General features: G+C 50.4%; 13 protein-coding genes. 8 read left to right on the forward strand and 5 right to left on the reverse strand.

Features of this window, described 5'->3' with window-relative positions; translation table 11 throughout:
• Positions 1–59 precede the first annotated feature (59 nt).
• Entirely contained in the window at positions 60–695 is a 636-nt protein-coding gene (locus HMPREF3016_RS08020; RefSeq protein ID WP_048755172.1) for an Rv3235 family protein, read from the reverse strand.
• 57 nt (positions 696–752) lie between these two features.
• Positions 753–1,787: a LysM peptidoglycan-binding domain-containing protein gene (locus HMPREF3016_RS08025; protein ID WP_070448577.1), complete on the reverse strand. Its 1,035-nt coding sequence runs from the start codon at positions 1,785–1,787 to the stop codon at positions 753–755.
• Between the two features lie 196 nt (positions 1,788–1,983).
• Between HMPREF3016_RS08025 and HMPREF3016_RS08030 the strand changes: the two genes are divergently transcribed.
• Positions 1,984–2,553 (forward strand): hypothetical protein, encoded by a 570-nt coding sequence (locus tag HMPREF3016_RS08030; RefSeq protein WP_246824226.1) that lies wholly within the window; start codon positions 1,984–1,986, stop codon positions 2,551–2,553.
• Here the strand turns inward: HMPREF3016_RS08030 and HMPREF3016_RS08035 are convergent.
• A complete protein-coding gene (locus HMPREF3016_RS08035) occupies positions 2,550–2,780 on the reverse strand; it encodes a helix-turn-helix domain-containing protein (RefSeq protein WP_004005036.1) in 231 nt (76 codons plus the stop codon). The genes HMPREF3016_RS08030 and HMPREF3016_RS08035 overlap by 4 nt on opposite strands.
• A 366-nt stretch (positions 2,781–3,146) precedes the next feature.
• On the opposite strand from HMPREF3016_RS08035, the gene HMPREF3016_RS08040 reads away from it, so the two are divergent.
• The 3 genes from HMPREF3016_RS08040 to HMPREF3016_RS08050 all read left to right on the forward strand — a co-directional run bounded on the left by HMPREF3016_RS08040 (position 3,147) and on the right by HMPREF3016_RS08050 (position 7,097).
• Positions 3,147–3,827 (forward strand): SAF domain-containing protein, encoded by a 681-nt coding sequence (locus HMPREF3016_RS08040; protein ID WP_065425179.1) that lies wholly within the window; start codon positions 3,147–3,149, stop codon positions 3,825–3,827.
• The gene (locus tag HMPREF3016_RS08045) at positions 3,828–5,378 is read left to right on the forward strand and encodes a CpaE/TadZ family protein (RefSeq protein WP_246828522.1); all 1,551 of its coding nucleotides are present in this window, start codon (positions 3,828–3,830) and stop codon (positions 5,376–5,378) included.
• A 153-nt stretch (positions 5,379–5,531) separates the two neighbouring features.
• Positions 5,532–7,097 (forward strand): sensor histidine kinase, encoded by a 1,566-nt coding sequence (locus HMPREF3016_RS08050; protein ID WP_070535933.1) that lies wholly within the window; start codon positions 5,532–5,534, stop codon positions 7,095–7,097.
• A gap of 105 nt (positions 7,098–7,202) precedes the next feature.
• On the opposite strand, the gene HMPREF3016_RS08055 is transcribed toward HMPREF3016_RS08050, so the two are convergent.
• A complete protein-coding gene (locus HMPREF3016_RS08055; protein ID WP_048753727.1) occupies positions 7,203–7,451 on the reverse strand; it encodes a WhiB family transcriptional regulator in 249 nt (82 codons plus the stop codon).
• Positions 7,452–7,862: 411 nt separating this feature from the next.
• Here HMPREF3016_RS08055 and HMPREF3016_RS08060 point away from each other — a divergent pair, with 411 nt between their 5' ends.
• Positions 7,863–8,339: a hypothetical protein gene (locus tag HMPREF3016_RS08060; RefSeq protein WP_070741576.1), complete on the forward strand. Its 477-nt coding sequence runs from the start codon at positions 7,863–7,865 to the stop codon at positions 8,337–8,339.
• Positions 8,340–8,341: 2 nt separating this feature from the next.
• On the opposite strand, the gene HMPREF3016_RS08065 is transcribed toward HMPREF3016_RS08060, so the two are convergent.
• Positions 8,342–12,034, reverse strand: a complete 3,693-nt coding sequence (locus tag HMPREF3016_RS08065; protein ID WP_070741579.1) for an FtsK/SpoIIIE domain-containing protein — start codon at positions 12,032–12,034, stop codon at positions 8,342–8,344.
• Positions 12,035–13,132: 1,098 nt separating this feature from the next.
• On the opposite strand from HMPREF3016_RS08065, the gene glf reads away from it, so the two are divergent.
• Genes glf through HMPREF3016_RS08080 form a run of 3 tightly spaced genes read left to right on the forward strand, consistent with a single transcriptional unit; the run spans position 13,133 to position 17,207 of the window.
• Positions 13,133–14,320: a UDP-galactopyranose mutase gene (gene glf, locus HMPREF3016_RS08070; RefSeq protein WP_004005025.1), complete on the forward strand. Its 1,188-nt coding sequence runs from the start codon at positions 13,133–13,135 to the stop codon at positions 14,318–14,320.
• Positions 14,321–14,322: 2 nt separating this feature from the next.
• Positions 14,323–16,332 (forward strand): glycosyltransferase, encoded by a 2,010-nt coding sequence (locus HMPREF3016_RS08075; protein ID WP_070741582.1) that lies wholly within the window; start codon positions 14,323–14,325, stop codon positions 16,330–16,332.
• Positions 16,329–17,207 carry an ABC transporter permease gene (locus tag HMPREF3016_RS08080; RefSeq protein WP_004005022.1) on the forward strand — a complete coding sequence of 293 codons (879 nt, stop codon included), beginning with the start codon at positions 16,329–16,331 and terminating at the stop codon, positions 17,205–17,207. The genes HMPREF3016_RS08075 and HMPREF3016_RS08080 overlap by 4 nt, the downstream gene beginning before the upstream one ends.

The raw sequence follows: 17,207 nt of genomic DNA on the forward strand, positions 1-17,207 counted from the left end.
TTTCATCATGCATGTGGGCACTCCCAAAATCTTGGGGTGCCCACATCTGGTTATGCGGTTTAGATAAAGTGCAGTGCAGTAATATACCACCCGCCGTAGCGAGCCTGCACCCGCATTGCCATAGCCCTGGTTACAACACCGTCCGTGAGAATAATACATGCCTCATATGTCTCGTCATTAAGTCTTTGAGCACGGCTCCGCGCTACGTGCGGGGTCTTGGTAAAAGCGAGATAACTAGCATGTTGCTCTTGCGAGGAACGGCGCTGTTCCAATGCCGTGAAGCACTCTGGTGACAGCCAGTGTTTGAACTGTTGCGCGGATCGCTTTTTCATAAGAACCTCGAGAACCGCAAGACCTATGCCTGCACAAAGCGACTCAATGCGTAGGGTTCCAGAATCGGAACGCTTAAGAGGTCGCCCGTGAGATGCACTTTTCCGGGAACGAATGCGTGCCCTAACAGCAGTGTTCTGTGGCAACATATGGTGAGCTTCTCTATTCTGTTGATCTTGAGCGTACATATTGATCGGGGAGAGGACTACTCCATATTGTGATTGGACAAGATTTCCTGGCGCGGTCGATGGTGGTACATCGGGAATATCACCCTGTTGCGCTCTGGCTCTGGCGGCTGCTTCTTTGAGAAAATGGCTCTCGATCTTCTTGGAGAGATCGTGAAGAGAAATATTGATAGCGGTCATGATTTAGCTCCTTTGCATAGTGGTTGGACATATCGGTCGAGAAGAAAAATAGCGTACTTATCGGTCAGGCAATGTGAGAGTTTGACCTGGATACAGAATATTGGGGTTATCCCCCATAACGTCCAGGTTGGCGGAGTGGATTCTCAGGGAGTATTCCAGAACCTCCGGAGGAGAGGCATCGTCGCTCAGCTCGTGAGAGGCAATGGACCAGAGAGAATCACCCACAACAACTTGGTGGCTGGAACGCGTAGCGTGGTTTCGAGATGCTGGTGATACTTCTCTGGAAGGTGCGCCTTCTCGTTGGCCGCCGAAGAACGGGCTCAAACTCTGATGTTCTGCTTGAGGCTGGATTGTCGGGGGAACCGCCGGTTCGGCAGATATGTTTGGCGGAGGCGTACCATAGGGCTGCGCGTAGGGTGAAAGACTTGGAAGTTGCTGCTGGCGCTTTTTAACGGGTGCTACCGTGGTCTTAGAGACTTCACTAGGTGGGGTGGAGGCATGGGTAGCCTGCGGAGATGAGGCAGGAGCCTGGTAGAATGGAGAGTTCTGAGACGATACCCCTTGAGGGGTTCCTGCAGCTGACTCCCGCGGTGAAGCATCCGCTGCCGTGCTGGGCGTAGAATTTTCTACAAATGCTTCTGGTGAAGACGGAGTCGGGAGGGCAGCAGGGGAAGCTGAAAGCTGAGACGGCGCAGATATTGCAGGGTTGCTGATATCCGGATGCGCATCTGTGGCCTGTGCAGGTGCAAATGCCGCGCTAAGACCTAATGCTGCACCGCCTAGAGTAAGAATAGTGTTGCGTATATATCGGGGGAGCAGAAAAGTTCCACGATCCTCACGGTGGTGCAGGCGTATGGAACCGGCTCTGACTTTCAGAAGGTATCCAACACCGAGGATAACGCCAAGAGCCCACCAGAGCATGACGGCAGCAGAGAGGACTTCAACGCTCATCATCATAGCGTTTTCCAAACCGGTCAAAGATTCAGATATAACGCGAACACTATGCGCTAGGACCCCTGAGAGAACGGATAGCGTGGGAATGCCGATGCTGAGCACTCCATCGAGGATGCTCATCTGAGCTTGTGACTTCATCGTATTCCCCCTTGGCATTGGTAGTCGTTGATGTTCTTATATGTTATATTTACCGCGCCTACAAGGTCGGTGTAAATCTGAAGGGAAGAATCTTAATCATTTAGTAATAATTCTCGAAGAAATGCTGATTTTTTGGGGCTTGTGGAGGTGCAATATGCCTCAAGACTTTAGAATACAGTAGGCTCATAGCATGAGAATGCAACGATTATTCCGAGATTTAGACATACAGTTTGAAGCGGAACAGTTTCGGACTCTTGAGAACCAGGCACAACGACGTGCCCGCATGGAGTATCTGGCGGTGACCATGCGTGAGCGATGCGCGGCTCAACATGGGAGCAGGGTAAAAGTCTGTGGTACGGATGGGATGGTTCGTGAAGGGTATCTTGAAGCGATTGGTCAGGGGTGGATTCAGCTCAGCACAGGACGAGAGAATATCCTTATTCCAGAATCGAGTATCCTGTGGTGGGAATGCGAGAATCAGGCGGCAGAGGTCAAAATTGATGTGCAGGCTCGTGCCTATAGGTTCAGCATGTCTGATGCTTGCTATGCCTTGATGATGGCGCAAGAGCCAGCGCGGGTATCTTGTGCTTCGCCAGTAAACACGATGTTTGAAGGTGTTATCGCACGAGTTGGGGCAGACTTTATCGAAATGGCGTTATCTCCATGCGAACCTTATTTTGCATACTCTAATGCGCTGACATATAAAGAACAGGGTGTGAGGATAATCCCCACATCCCGTATATGCGCTATTGTGACGGTCAATTAGTTGGCTTTGATTTTCGTCATTTTGCCGGAGGCAATGGCTTCTAGGGTCTGTTCGTGGCGTTCGTTAATGTACTCTTCGAAGCGCGTGCGTTCAATACGCCATTGGTTACGACCGCCAATTTGAATTGCTGGTAGTTCGCCGCTACGAACGAGTGCTCGTACCTGGCTTAACGACACCTGCAACTCCTCGGCGACATCGCTGAGTGTCAAAAAACGTGGTGCAGACATGGTAAAAATCCTTCCGCTACAGAGTCTTTGGGTCCCTATGCGCTCTTGGGGAGCAGATAATGTGTAGTTTCAGTATAGTCTACTAAATAGGCTTATGCCAGCTTATTTATGCACATAAGCCTGAAAAAATTATCTAGCTGCACATCCCATATTCATAGGTTTGTAGTTTAGATATTATGTACACAAAGAGACGATATTGCGCTCAAAGTTGTAATAATTGCTTTCAAGGTGTGCAGTGTGGTGCTATATAATTTAGGCGCCTGTTCCCTGATGAAGGCGCATAAAACATCTACAAACCGCTAAGGTAGCGATACTTCCGAATGAAAGGTCTATGCAGTGAAGCATAATAAAATCTCCAGGACGAATATGCATCAACCTGAAGAAAGTAGTATGCGTATGCATAAGCCGGGCTTTAAAGACCCGAAGCTTATTGTTGGTCTTATATTAATTCTGATTTCAATAGCGGGAGTTATTGGAATTATTAGAATTAATAATCAGACTTATACATATTACACTGCGAAGAATGATATTTCTATTGGGCAAAAGATCACTCCAGATATGTTGATTGAAAAACAGGTTAATTTGGGTGATAGTAAAGATCACTATCTTTCACGTGAGCAACTTGAATCAGGAAAGTATATCGCTGTGCGGCAAATTCCTGCGGGGGAGCTTATTAGCTCGGCATCTGCACACGAGAATATCCAGGAGCGCAGACGGCTTGTTACGGTAACCCTTGATCGTGGAATAGCTTCTACTTTTAAAGCTGGCGAGCGTGTGGATATTTGGGTCATCTCCTCCGGCAAGGAAAAGCAGAAAGTGCCTGAGGGTGAAGGAAAAAACGAGGATAATGAATCCGAACAAAAGCCTCTTGTTCAAAATGCAGAAATATCAACTATTGCGGTTGATGAAGGGGTTTTGGGCGCGAACGGGCATGCCAATGTACAGCTTTGGATAGAATCCGAAAAGCTGCCGGACATTCTGCATGCCACGTCATCAGAGGCAAAAATTACCCTTGTACCTGTTGAGTATAAATCTGAGGGGAACTAAGTGGTCCATAATATCCCTCTAGTACTTTTAGGAGACGACGGTACCATCCTGAGCGCTATCGAATCTCAACGGGGGCGCGTTAGCGTTGCTCGAAGCGCCCATACTTTTGCGGATGCTTTAGGCTATGCCCACGCCGGAATAGCGTGTGCTATTCTCAGCGTGGGTCTGCCCCAGGAAGCTACCGTATCTATTCTGCACGAACTGGACGAAGCAGATGTAAAATTCATTGCTTTGGTTCCTGAAGATATTCCGCTTCCGGATCTTGTTGTGCCTCTTGCAGCAGATACGGAACCGCATCAATTGCCAGCGGCCGTGGAAAAACTACTTGATGAGGCATCTGTTGAGCCTGAACAGGAACTCGGCATAAATCCTCAAAAAGCAGAGAATGGGTATGGGTACGACTCAGGATATTCCGGACACTACGGATATGATACACAGAATCTCTACAACGGGTCAGGAGAACACCTGCACCCCGATACTTCTGGCTACGGCTATGCTCTGGTAAATCCTGATAGGAACCAGACCGAGCAAAACAGTATAGATTTTTCTCTGCCTCGTCTTCCGCAGGCTCAGCTTGAAGTGCCGCAGCTTCAGGAAGCTTACAAAGCCTCCGTCCACCTTGAAAATATGCAGCAGCTGACGCTGAATGATTTTAGAGATCAGTCTAGGCAACATCATCCACAGTTTTCTGGGCCTCACATAGATGCTGTAGAAGCTGAAAACCGAGGAACTATTGTTGCCGTGTGGGGTACAGGGGGAGCTCCGGGGCGTAGCACTTTAGCACTCAACCTGGCAAACTGCGCTGCCGCAGAAGGAATGCGTGTATGTTTAGTCGATGCGGATACTTATGACCCTTCTTTAAGCCCTCTGCTGGGTCTTTTAGACGATTATTCTGGTATCGCACAGCTGTGTCATTTTGCCGAACGTGGGCAGCTTGACACCCAGATCAGCGATGAAGCAATTAGTACTCTGCGGGTGGGCAAATATTATCTTGATTTTTTGAGCGGTATCACCCGCCCCGACCGCTGGCCTGAGCTACGGACACGTGCACTCTGCGATAGTTTAAAGTGGCTTGCGCATCGCTACGACGTCATTATTCTTGACACAGCGGCATGTCTTGAATCTGATGCCGAGCTAGGCTTTGCGCAGACTGGTCCTCGCCGTAATGGTGCTACTATAACGGCTCTTGAAATGGCGGATCACATCGTTTTATTGGGAAATGCCGATATTATCGGTATTCCTCGAACGATCCGCGCGTACGACCAGATGCGTGAAGGCGCCTGCACCCTTCGTGATACTGCCAAGGTTCATATCTGGCTCAACAAAGTGCGTGCTGAGGCAACCGGACGAGATGCGGAACGAGAACTGGCGAATACCTGGCAACGTTTTGGACCGCGAAGCCCTATTTCGGGGTTTTTGCCGTATGACCGGAAAACTGTGGATCGGGCATGGTTTCGTGGGCAGACTCTTCTGGAATACGCCCCCAGAAGCCCGCTGGTTGTTGGGATTCGTAAACTATACGTATCGTTGGGTCTTAGGAAACTGAGGTGATCCTTTTCTCGGGATACGAAACCGAAAAGTAACAATAGGGTCTATAGCGCATGAATACGGCGTAAAAACTATAAACTCTCCACGTCATATATCCAGAAAACATGGTTGAACCGTAGAATAGGTTAGACGTATTCAACTTCTTGGGAGAGCCCAATGTCTTTTACAGAGAGTAATCTCAACCCTGGTGGTTTCGGCCCTGGTGATACCGAGTGGATTCACCTCATCATCGGGGAGTGGCAGATTATTGCCGATATTGCTCAGAGCGACCTTGTTGTATGGTTCCCCACTGACTATGTGGTGGCTGATGGGAGCGGACCGGATAGCGTTTCTGGACCGTCGGCGTCCAGCGGGTTTTCAGCAATAGCGCATGTACGCCCGTCTAACGTGCACACTCTGTTTCATCACGATATTGTGGATCACACGATGGACGATAATATCTGCGATGAAGCACGTAAATCTTGGCATACCCAGAAGATTGTTCACCATGTTATGGAAGCCGGGCCCAGTATGCGCCCTGGAGTGAAAGTGACCTTTGTGCCGATAGTGCGTAATAGCCGTACTATTGCGCTTCTGAGTATGCATACGATTCCCACTGTAGTGCGGGCATCGTCTCAAGCTGAAGAAATCTATAACTGGGTTACTGAGAATATGCTGGAGATGATTCACCTTGGTATTTGGCCTGATCCTCTGGCACAGGAGAATAATACTCGTGGTAATCCGCGTGCCATTGATGGAATTATCGTCATTAATCCACAAGGTCAAGTTGTTTTGGCCTCACCCAATGCAAACTCAATGTATGCGCGCTTGGGGCTAGGTGACCATCTTGAGAACCTCAACCTGGCGGATGTTACCCGAGATATGCTTCCTTCTGGGGAGGAAGCTGATGAGACTTTGCAGCTCGTTTTAGCGGGCCGTGCGGATATACGTACTGAACTTACGATTGGCCGCACCCGAGTAACGATGCGTTCTATTCCGCTCGTGCATAGCACTACTTTTCGGATGGAACGTCGTGGTGCACTTATTTTGTGCCGTGATGTCACGGAACTGCGTCGCCGCGAGCTGGAGCTTATGACAAAAGATGCAACAATCCGAGAGATTCACCATCGTGTCAAGAATAATCTTCAAACGGTTTCGGCGCTTTTACGGTTGCAATCGCGACGTATGACAACACCTGAAGCAAAGCAGGGACTGGAACAAGCTATGCGACGCGTGGCTACAATTGCAACGGTGCATGAAGCCCTGTCACAGGGGTTAACGCAGAGTGTAGATTTTGACGAGCTTATCGAGCGGCAATTCCATATTGCTGCCGAGCTCGCTTCTCCCGGGCAGACTGTAGATACAGAGCTCTTGGGGCACTTTGGGCTACTTCCCAGTCAATTTGCCACTCCGCTCGCCCTTGTTATCAACGAAGTTGTTGCAAATGCTGTAGAGCATGGGCTGAACGGTGAAACTGGGCGTGTGACTCTTGAAGGGTGCCGAAACATTAATGAGCAGGGGGATAATACCCTGACCGTTATTATTACGGACAACGGCAGAGGTATGGGGGATAACCCCATCGAAGAATCTGGTGCGGATGCATACCGGCCTACAGCGGAGCATGAAGGATTAGGAATGCAGATCGTACGCACTCTAGTTGCCAGTGAGCTTAACGGGTCAATCCGTTGGGAAGCGAATGAGCCTTCGGGCACGCGCGTTATTATCAATGCCGTCTTGAGTTAGTACGACGTCGCATTTTGGTATGAAGAAAATAGCAGAAGCCCGGTGTCACTCCTGCCGGAAGTAGGAATGACACCGGGCTTCTACTATGAGAATGCGCGCTTATAGTTAGGAAGCACGGCGGGCACGAGCAGCGCGACGTTTCATCGCACGACGCTCATCCTCGCTGGTCCCTCCCCAAACGCCAGAATCTTGACCGGTTTCGATAGCCCATTTGAGGCATACGTCAATAACCTCGCACGAGCGGCAAACAGCTTTTGCCTCTTCAATCTGCAAGAGAGCAGGCCCGGTGTTTCCAACAGGGAAAAATAGTTCTGGATCCTTATCCAAGCAAGCAGCACGGCTACGCCAATCCACAGCTGGACCTCCTTCTATCTTATGGTTTGCTCGTGCTTCGCTACTGCACGGTAGCTGACAACAAGCGATAACTTAACTTGTTCTGTGTGCGTGTAGGCAAATCTTTACGTCAATGAGTGGTGCAAAAATTTGACTTATCAACTTTCGCATGGATATTCCTCTCTGACAAGGGGTTTTCCGAAAAAAATCTTAAAATTTTGGAGGTTTGCATCACTTAGGGTCTCCTTGTATCTAAGTTTCAATACTTAAGAAACTCCTATAACTATGTTCAAAAATTATGAAAGAAGAGTAAATTGCACGAAATTTCACGAATGCACGACATAAAACGTCAGACCATGCGTGCTTAACGACTGCCAGTTAGAATTAAAAGCCTATAAGCCTCGCATCTGAGCCCACCGCAAGGAGAGTACGATGGGGAAGACCACCAACACGATGAAAGCACGCATCACCGTACCGATTACTGTAAAAATAACCTCCGGTATATTAGGATTTTTTGCCATCGTGCTTGTGTACCGCGGAATTATCGCACCTTTCATCATGAATGACTCTGAGAGGAACGCAGATCGTATCGTCAACAGTCTCATTCAAGTTGCTTTGGGGGTAGGCATCATGTTCTGCGCTGTTCGTTTCTATCAGGGACATGCTCGTGTCTGGGTGATGCTCATCAGCCTGTGTGCTGCTTTTGTAGGTGCTTCTAACCTCTCCATATACTTTAGTCTTACCCCAGAAGTACAGGCTGCTGCCGTAACATTTTTAGTGATTAACTGTGTGGAAATTCTCTTAGCTGGAACGGCATTCGCGCTCCTCTTCACCCGTGCAACCCGAAAATATACACTCAAAGTTACTGAGGAAGAGGAACGAGAATTATCCCGTTATGCGGGTCGATAAATTTACTCTTGATAAGCCTGAACGGCATCATGTGTAGACTGATACACCTCATCGGGAACCTGAAAAGCCTGTACACGGCCCGCATCCACAAGTGCTCCGCGCCCAGCCGGTAACATCCCCTCGGTATACATATCGCGTGGGATCTCATGCAAAGAACAAATGTCCCCATCAGAGATAGAGGCAGGAGCCAGAAGAACCGCTCGCGAGCATCCAGAAAGCGCCGTCAAAACGGGGGATGAATGCCACCGTGCCCATGGCGTATATGCTACCCAAACAGCCCTGAAACGCGGCCCGAGCTCAAGAAGAACCTGCTGAGCGGGTGCCGGTATATAGGCAAGATCATCGATGAGAATCAGAGTTTTCTCGGGATCTTGTACCGACTCGCACATCTGGCGAATTTTCTGGGCGTCGGGTGGGGTGTTCCCATCGATGTAGAGAGCTCCCAGATGCGGGTTAAGCATTCGAAGCGCAGAAAGAAAATGTGTTTTACCTGAGGCCCGGGAACCTACAACGGGTATAAAAACGCCTTCCTTGGCCTGAAGAAAGCTAGGAGTGCCCGTACGGGAGTAGCCGCACAATATATGTGTTCCCTGGGCGTTGTAGCCTCTATGCCACATGACGATTGTCTCTAGCTGTGGCATGGGAAAAGTCCGTGGGAACTGACGAAGCGAGAGCGACTTATCGTATGAGAAGCCGGAATTACCCGATTGTAGCTCGACGATATTTTCACATGAGGCCACGACAGGGCACAGCGTTGATGCTTCCAGAGGAACATCACCCACAAGGATGGCGTTGAGCCCGCCCTCGACCGCAAAATGTGTGGCGTACGGTAGCGGATAGCTCTTAGAAGACTTGCGCAGTAAATCCGATTCTACAAACCTGCGGCTAAGAAGGGTTGAATATGCGACCGAGTTGAATCTACCTCGTAGAGGAAGAGCCGAGGTAAAAACAACCTGGTAGCCCTCACGGTGGCTTTGAGCTAATACATCGTAGAGATATGATTCCGTCTGGGGGTCTCTCATGAGCATTTCAAGCCATCCGTCAACTCCGTCGCAGATAAGCAGAGGCTGCTGAGCGCTCTGGTCAGCAGAATGATGGCTCGAACGTATTTTTTCGAGGCAGAATCGAAGATGCTGAGGCTCATGGGGGCCAACGAGTACGGCAAGACTATCTGCGTACGAGTGCAGGCGTCGATGATACCCGGCATCTGAGGTGAAAACATAGACAGGGTTCTGCCGCGCAATAGCCTGGGCTATGAGCGCGTTTATGATTACGGTGCGTTCGGGAACAGTTCCTAACACGGCTAGGGCACCCGGATGCGCCTCCAAATCCAGCCGGATAGGCTGCCGTTTACCGTACTGCGGGATTTCGATGGTGCCCAATAAATAACCACGCTCAAGTGTGGATTCTGGACCGAGGCTTTGAGGAATATTGGTATCAAGCAAGGTGCGGTGCAGCGGAAAATTCATCGGTAACGCTTGCGGTATAGGAGTATACCGTGCGCGGGCATAAGCAACACTGCTTGGATTCTGCTCGGACTGGTCAACAAACGCAGGGCTCTTGTGCGAAGACAGGTATAAGTCACGAATACTGTGCACGGCACGGGTTAGGAGCGTATCCTCACCTTCGGTTGAAACTTGTTGTACGGAGGGTATCTCGTTTAGGGGAACCCATCCCGGAGTCTCCCACCGATATATCTGTTGGAAGTCCGCATGTTGCTGCGGAAGAGCGTCCACAAGTGGGGCACGGAAAGCTAGAATACGACCATCTGGAAGACTGACATATCCAGCCCCAGGAGAGGACGCGGAAATATGCGCGGCCTTTTCATGCCCTAAGAGATTGTATGAATCCTGTGCAGATGCCACACGCAAACAGATATTGGTAGCAATATTGGCGCGAATATCCTGTGAAATACTTCCCTGAGGTCGTTGAGTTGCCAAGAGCAAGTGAATACCTAAGGAACGACCAATAGTAGCGATGCGCATTAGCTCGGTCATAGCATCCGGCATAGACTCAACGAGCATACGGAACTCATCGACCACAATCACAACTTCCGGATACTGTGGTATTTCGCCCGTTGAAGCGCACAACCGCAGGTAGTCATGATAAGAATTTACCCCTAAGTTGCGTAAATCAAGCTCACGTCGGTTCACATCGGCACGTAAAAACTCAAGCGCGCGGCGAACGGCGGCAACATCGAAGTCGCTAAGCAAACTGAGAGTATGGGGAAGCTCAGCCAGAGGACCGAGCCCGGCGGAACCCTTGAAATCTACCAGAATAAGCCCCAGCCGTTCTGGGGAATATCGCAGAGCCGCACCGAGGATGAGCGAACGCAAAAGTTGAGATTTTCCTGCGCCGGTGGTGCCTCCCAGAAGCCAATGTGGGCCGTGTGTTGTGAACCCAATATCGCAAAATCCTTCGGTGGTGGCCCCTAAAAGACAACGAATATCCTCTGCGTAGCGGTTGTGTTCCCACCGCTGAAGGCACTGCTCGTAGAGGAGATTCGTAGACTGCTGAGTAAGCTCAGAGAAAGCAAGCGTGCGTGTATGGACCGAACCGGTGCCGTGTCCTGACCCTGCGGGAGATGACGCCTGGACTGCAGATAAAGCCCCCAAAGTACGAATGTATGTGTCAGTACTGAGTCCGTCCGCTGTAGCACATATATCGTGCAGGTCTAAGGGGTGGTTCTGAACGATCCCTTCATGAGGCATAAGTCCTGCGTGTTGAGAAGAACCGGTGATTTTGTGGGCTGTATCATCAGTGATGCTGCCGCGAAGCAGATATTGCACAGATTCTAGGTAATCGCCGTGGGTATGTACCTGCAGGTGGGGTATATGGGTGAATACCGAAGCAGAGCGAGGTGAATCAACGGTTCCACGGGCGACAGGCATGTGAACAATGCATAACCTTGCTCCCTGCGCGGCTCGTTTAATCAACGCAGCCGGTATGGAACGCACTAGTGATGCAGAAATGATGAAAAGCCGGTCGTCTCCAGCCTCCTGTGAAGTCGATAAGGCTGTTCCTGGGCGTTCTGCAGCATCACATATCTTTTCGAGAATATGGTGAGCCTGAGACGCACCCTCGTGAAGAAACACACGGGGGCAGACACCTAAGGAACGTAAAGCACCGTAAAGCGGTGTTTCGGCATGCTCAGCATCGGTTATGACCGTGATGGTATCGCGTGCATGGGCTACAAGCTGTACTAAATAAGCATGAAGATGTTCGGCACGCAGCGATACGTCGTGAGGTAAGCCTGGTACTGGGACCGGAATATAATGTGGAGCCTGTGGATGCGGAGAAATCTTCTCAAATCGTACGTTTCGCCCCGAAATATAGGGGAGACGAGGACCGTATCCTAGGACTACAGCAGGTGACCGTGCAGCGTCAGGGGCCGCTGCGTGCAACAGTGTTCCTGCTGTCGGCAGTGCCTGTGCTCGTTCTAACTCTTGCTTTGCGCTGCTCTTCACCAACGCAGCGGCACTGCGGTTTTCCGCTCTGCCCCCGAAAAAATGCATCAGCATAAAAAGTGAAGAAGCCACAGACATGAGCAAGAAAATCCACATACCTGTAAAAAGGGCGAAGGCCACGCCCGCCACAAGCGGTAACAGGATAGTCATCAGCATCATGCCCAGTTTTCGGGGAGCGGGCGGATTAACAATAACCGGAGTAAAAGGCGAAGAATCGTGTGAGGGCATGGGAAGCTCCGGGGCTTTTCCAGGAGGACAGATGACACACAGTGAAGTACCTACTATAAAAGGTTTGTTCCACTGTAGAATTTGAGGCTTTGGGTGCGCACGGGAGCCGGTTCTTTGCGCAGTCCCCTCTGGCTCTAGAATCCTGAGAGTCACCCCTGAACCCGAAGCATCAAATTCGGCGTGGCGTGGCTTGATATACGGATCATTGAATGAAATACCGCTACGCGCTTCGGAGCGACCTAGAACGGTTAACCCACGAGGGAGTGAGAAGGAGCGGCCCGCATCCGGTCCCCGAAGTACGCAAAGAGTACTAACTGATGCTGGTCTCTCAACGGAAGGTTGCTCGGGTTTGAGCCAGGCTCCATGTACCATAGGTGCGGCTGCAGCCACGCAATCTTCTAAACGAGCGGAATCACCGCTAGGAGAAAAGACACTATATGCATTTTTAGCGGGCGAAATTATGTGTTGTACCTGTGCCCCCGAGGTCTGTTCGGAACATTCAAGAGATAAGAGGCTTGGATAGAAATCGTGATCAGTCAAGCGCTCCTGGGCGCTTGCATCTGCGATATCAGGGGTGTGGAAAAGCCGAAGTTTCATATTTCTATATCAGTCGGTATGCCATGTGCTTTCAACCGCTTTGTCGTGGTTCTGTGGATAACGTGTGAGATTCAGATGTGATGAGCAGGTTATCCACAGATATTTTGGAAATTTACCGGTAATAACGGCGAAAAACCGGAAATATTACGTGATGTGCAGGTTCGCGTGATTGTCTCGGAGAGAGGTTGCATAGACGTGCAGTTTGAACCAAAAGTTGAGACACTCCGTATACCTCAGCCCGGTTCTTCGATAGGATTGGTACACTCGAATTTCGGAATTATCACTTATACCGTGTGCGTTGTAGGGTAAACCTCAGTCTGCTGTACCGGGAAAATATGCAACTGACGGTGTTATCGGGTAACTTTAGATAATGACTAAAATCGTTGTGTCAGTGGCAGCGTATGCCGTAAACACAACAAAATTGGCTCCCTTGCACAGGGCGTCTACGGCAGGTGAATTCGCTGATATAACGCGAGTTCCCATGATATACAGGAGTAAATAATGACTGCGGATCTCGTGGTTGTCGGATCCGGCCTTTTCGGTCTGACCATTGCAGAACAGGCAGCGACCGAATTGGGCCTGAAGGTCGTTCTGCTGGATCGTCGTTCTCATATCGGCGGTAATGCATACAGCGAGAATGAAGAGCAGACTGGTATTGAGGTGCACCGCTATGGTGCTCACCTTTTCCATACCTCCAACGAGCGTGTCTGGGAATATGTAAACCGATTTACTGGGTTCACCAATTACGTGCACCGTGTATACACTCGTCACAATGGTATTGTGTACCCCATGCCTATCAACCTGGGCACCATTAACCAGTTCTTTAACGCTGCTTACTCTCCCGCGGAAGCAAAGGCGCTCATCGCAGAACAAGCTGGCGAACTGGCAGGTACCGACCCGCAAAACCTCAACGACAAAGGTATTTCACTCATTGGGCGCCCACTGTACGAAGCCTTTATTAAACACTACACCGCCAAACAATGGCAGACCCCGCCGGAGGAACTGCCTGCATCCATTATTTCGCGTCTGCCTGTGCGGTACACCTACGACAACCGTTACTTCAACGATAAGTATGAAGGTCTACCGGTCGACGGGTATGCAGCGTGGCTGGAACGCATGGCGGCGCATCCGAATATTGAAGTTCGTCTGAATACGGACTTCTTCTCGGATGATCATGAGTATTCTCGTGAGAAGGTTCTGGGGCAGATTCCTGTGGTTTACACCGGTCCCGTCGATCGTTACTTCGATTATGCAGAGGGCGACCTCTCATGGCGCACCATTGATCTGGAAGAAGAAGTTCTGCCGATTGAAGATTTCCAGGGCTGTTCCGTGATGAACTATCCTGATGCGGATGTTCCTTTTACCCGTATTCACGAGTTCCGTCACTTCCACCCCGAGCGTGATTACACCAAGGATGCAACCGTTATTATGCGCGAATACTCACGCTTTGCAAATAAGGGCGATGAGCCTTATTACCCGGTAAATACCTCTGTAGACCGTGAAAAACTTTTGAAGTACCGCGATCTGGCAAAGGGCGAGCAGAACGTTCTTTTTGGGGGTCGTCTGGGTACTTACAAGTACCTCGATATGCATATGGCGATCGGCGCGGCGCTGTCGATGTTTGATAACAAGATTCGTCCGCATTTTGCACAGGGTGCCAAGATTGAATCTGGTGGAGTTGACGCATAATTATGGCTGAAACTCAAACTCTGAAAACCCTGCAGCGCGTTATTTTCCCTAGCGCGGTTGAAACCGACGTGGTACCCCTGTATGTGGATGCTGGCGTAGCCGCTGGCGTTCAGTTGCCAACCCGTATTGATGGTGACGCTACCACGAGTATTACAGAGGCGGCACAGGTACAGGAACAAAGCGCCGCTAATATCGCTGCTAACCGAACCGCAGCTGAAGGCCTTATCGGTCGTCGCTCCATCAACGTTAATCCCGGGCAAAGTCTCTCATTTGGCACCTATTTCAATGCGTTCCCAGCATCGTATTGGCGCCGTTGGACCGAGCTTAAAGAGGTCGTACTAAGCGTCCAAACCCGTGGCGAAGGCATGGTGATCGTATACAAATCCAACGGTCGTGGTGTTATTCAGCGCGTGGATGCAAAGCTCCTTTCGGGGGACGAAACATCAATCTTTACCCTGTCCCTAGCGCCTTTCGGCGATGGCGGTTGGTATTGGTTTGATCTTTCTGGAACTGAAGATCTTGAGCTGGTTGAGGCTAATTGGCTAGGTGATATTGAGCCCCGTGCCGATGTTCAGGCCGGTCAAGCAACGGTTCAGATTACGACCATGAATAAGGTCGATTATTGTATTGACAACATTCGTACGCTTGGCAATAACCCCGAAATTTTTGATGCCGTCCACGAGTTCCTAATTGTTGATCAGGGCAGTTCGAAGGTGCAGGATCACGAAGAATTCGAGGAGGTCGTTAAGCCCCTTGCCGGTAAGTTCCGCATCATTAACCAGGGGAATCTAGGCGGCTCTGGTGGTTTCTCGCGCGGTATGTTCGAGGCAGTCAAGAACGGCAGCGATTATGTGCTTCTGCTTGATGATGACGTGATCGTGGAGCCTGAAGCAATTTTGCGCATGGTGACTTTCGCAAACTATTGTAAAGACCCCACAATCGTGGGTGCGCACATGTTCGATATGTTCGACCGCTCGGTACTTCATGCATTCGGCGAAGTCGTTGATCCGTGGCGTAACTTCTACGCGAAGCCTCACGAGGATATGGCGATGGGTCACGACTTAGGCCGCAGCAACCTGCGCAGCACGCACTGGCTGCATCGTCGTGTGGACGTGGATTATAACGGTTGGTGGATGTGCCTTATCCCAACTTCGGTAATCCGCAAGATCGGCCTGTCGTTACCGCTTTTCCTTAAATGGGATGACGCTGAGTATGGCTTGCGCGCGAAGGCTGCTGGTATCCCTACAGTGTCCTTCCCTGGAGCAGGTGTATGGCACGTTTCATGGACCGATAAGGATGACTCGGTGGGCTGGCAGGCTTACTATCATGAACGTAACCGCCTGATTACCGCGCTGCTGCATTCTCCCTTCGATAAGGGCGGTCGCGTGCTGGTTGACTCTATGTTCTTGGACGTTAAGCACACGTTGTCAATGCAGTATTACACTCAAGCAGGCCGCCTCATGGCGCTGGAAGATTTGCTAGCCGGACCGGAGCACCTGCATGAGTCGCTTTCGGCTCGTTTACCGGTAATTCGTCAGTTGGCGGGGGAGTACCCGGAGTCCCAGATGAAGCCGAATGTGGACGACTTTCCCACAGTTAAATCGAAGAAGCCGCCTTTCCGCGGCCGCCGCAATTTCAAGTCACCGGGATATAAGAAACTTGTGCCGTGGACCGCAAGAACGGTTGCACGTCAGCTGTTCAAACCCGTAGATGATGAAGCGAAAGAACATCCGCAGATTCAACTTAACTACGGAGAAACTAACTGGTGGACGCTGTCTAAGTTTGATTCAGCACTGGCTACGAACGCGGAGGGAACCGGGTTGTTCTGGTATCGCCGTGATCCCCAGCAGCTGCGGTCAAAGCTGATTCATGCTACCAGATTGCACGCGAGGATCATTAAAGATTGGGAGCAGTTGCGCAAGCGGTATCAAGATGCTGCAGCCGATGTCGCTTCCTATGATGCATGGGCAGAAACTTTTGCAAAGCATACGGAGTCTGAACTTAAGCGATGAGCACTTTGCACGATGAACCTTTGAAAGCCCCCGGCCGCGGGCGGGGAATCCTGGATGCCATTCGTAATCGGTACCTTTTGAGGCTACTGGTTGATAAGGAAATCCAGGTTCGCTACCGTGGCTCGGTTCTAGGGATCCTGTGGTCTTATATTAAGCCGGGCGTCCAGTTCGGCGTGTTCTATGTTGCCATGGGCTTATTCTTAGGCTTGGAACGAGGAATGCACAACTATGCGATCTACCTGTTTTCGGGCATGATCGTGATTAACTTCTTCTCAGAAGGATTCGGGAACGGTGCCCGCACGATGGTGGTTAACAGTGCCCTGATTCGGAAGATTTATCTTCCGAGGGAGCTCTTCTCACTTTCAACTGTGTGGGTGGCGGTAGTACATTTCATACCCCAAATCGTGGTGATGCTCATCGCTTGCTTCTTTGCAGGGTGGCGGCCTGGGCTGCGCAATATTGCCGCGATTTTTGCCGGGATGGCTATCGTGATGCTTCTGTCCTACGGCCTGGGACTCATCTTTGGTGTGGCAAACGTGTTCTTCCGCGACTCCGAGAATATCGTTGATATGCTTCTGATGGTAGCAACATGGTTCTCTCCGGTATTGTACTCCTGGACCATGGTACGTGACACTCTGTATCCGTGGGTTTTCAACGTGTTTATGCTGAACCCGCTGACTGTTGCGGTTGAACTTTTCCACTACGGTTTTTGGCGCCCTACGGCAGACCTCGAAAAGTCGGGACATTTTGCTGAGATTGTTCCGCATCTGTTTAGTTTCTGGACTCCAGTAGGTATTGGTATTTCTTTACTGACCGTTCTAATCGGCGATTTGCTCTTCCGTAAGTTTGAGGGCAACTTCGCTCAGGAGCTCTGA

Origin of the sequence: Rothia sp. HMSC065D02, from assembly GCF_001815285.1 — a bacterium.
Taxonomy (GTDB): Bacteria; Actinomycetota; Actinomycetes; order Actinomycetales; family Micrococcaceae; genus Rothia; species Rothia dentocariosa.

Coding starts and splice junctions, on each gene's coding strand:
- HMPREF3016_RS08020 (WP_048755172.1), bottom strand. CDS start 695: ATGACCGCTATCAATATTTCTCTTCACGATCTCTCCAAGAAGATCGAG.
- HMPREF3016_RS08025 (WP_070448577.1), bottom strand. CDS start 1,787: ATGAAGTCACAAGCTCAGATGAGCATCCTCGATGGAGTGCTCAGCATC.
- HMPREF3016_RS08030 (WP_246824226.1), top strand. CDS start 1,984: ATGCAACGATTATTCCGAGATTTAGACATACAGTTTGAAGCGGAACAG.
- HMPREF3016_RS08035 (WP_004005036.1), bottom strand. CDS start 2,780: ATGTCTGCACCACGTTTTTTGACACTCAGCGATGTCGCCGAGGAGTTG.
- HMPREF3016_RS08040 (WP_065425179.1), top strand. CDS start 3,147: ATGCATCAACCTGAAGAAAGTAGTATGCGTATGCATAAGCCGGGCTTT.
- HMPREF3016_RS08050 (WP_070535933.1), top strand. CDS start 5,532: ATGTCTTTTACAGAGAGTAATCTCAACCCTGGTGGTTTCGGCCCTGGT.
- HMPREF3016_RS08060 (WP_070741576.1), top strand. CDS start 7,863: ATGGGGAAGACCACCAACACGATGAAAGCACGCATCACCGTACCGATT.
- HMPREF3016_RS08065 (WP_070741579.1), bottom strand. CDS start 12,034: ATGCCCTCACACGATTCTTCGCCTTTTACTCCGGTTATTGTTAATCCG.
- glf (WP_004005025.1), top strand. CDS start 13,133: ATGACTGCGGATCTCGTGGTTGTCGGATCCGGCCTTTTCGGTCTGACC.
- HMPREF3016_RS08075 (WP_070741582.1), top strand. CDS start 14,323: ATGGCTGAAACTCAAACTCTGAAAACCCTGCAGCGCGTTATTTTCCCT.
- HMPREF3016_RS08080 (WP_004005022.1), top strand. CDS start 16,329: ATGAGCACTTTGCACGATGAACCTTTGAAAGCCCCCGGCCGCGGGCGG.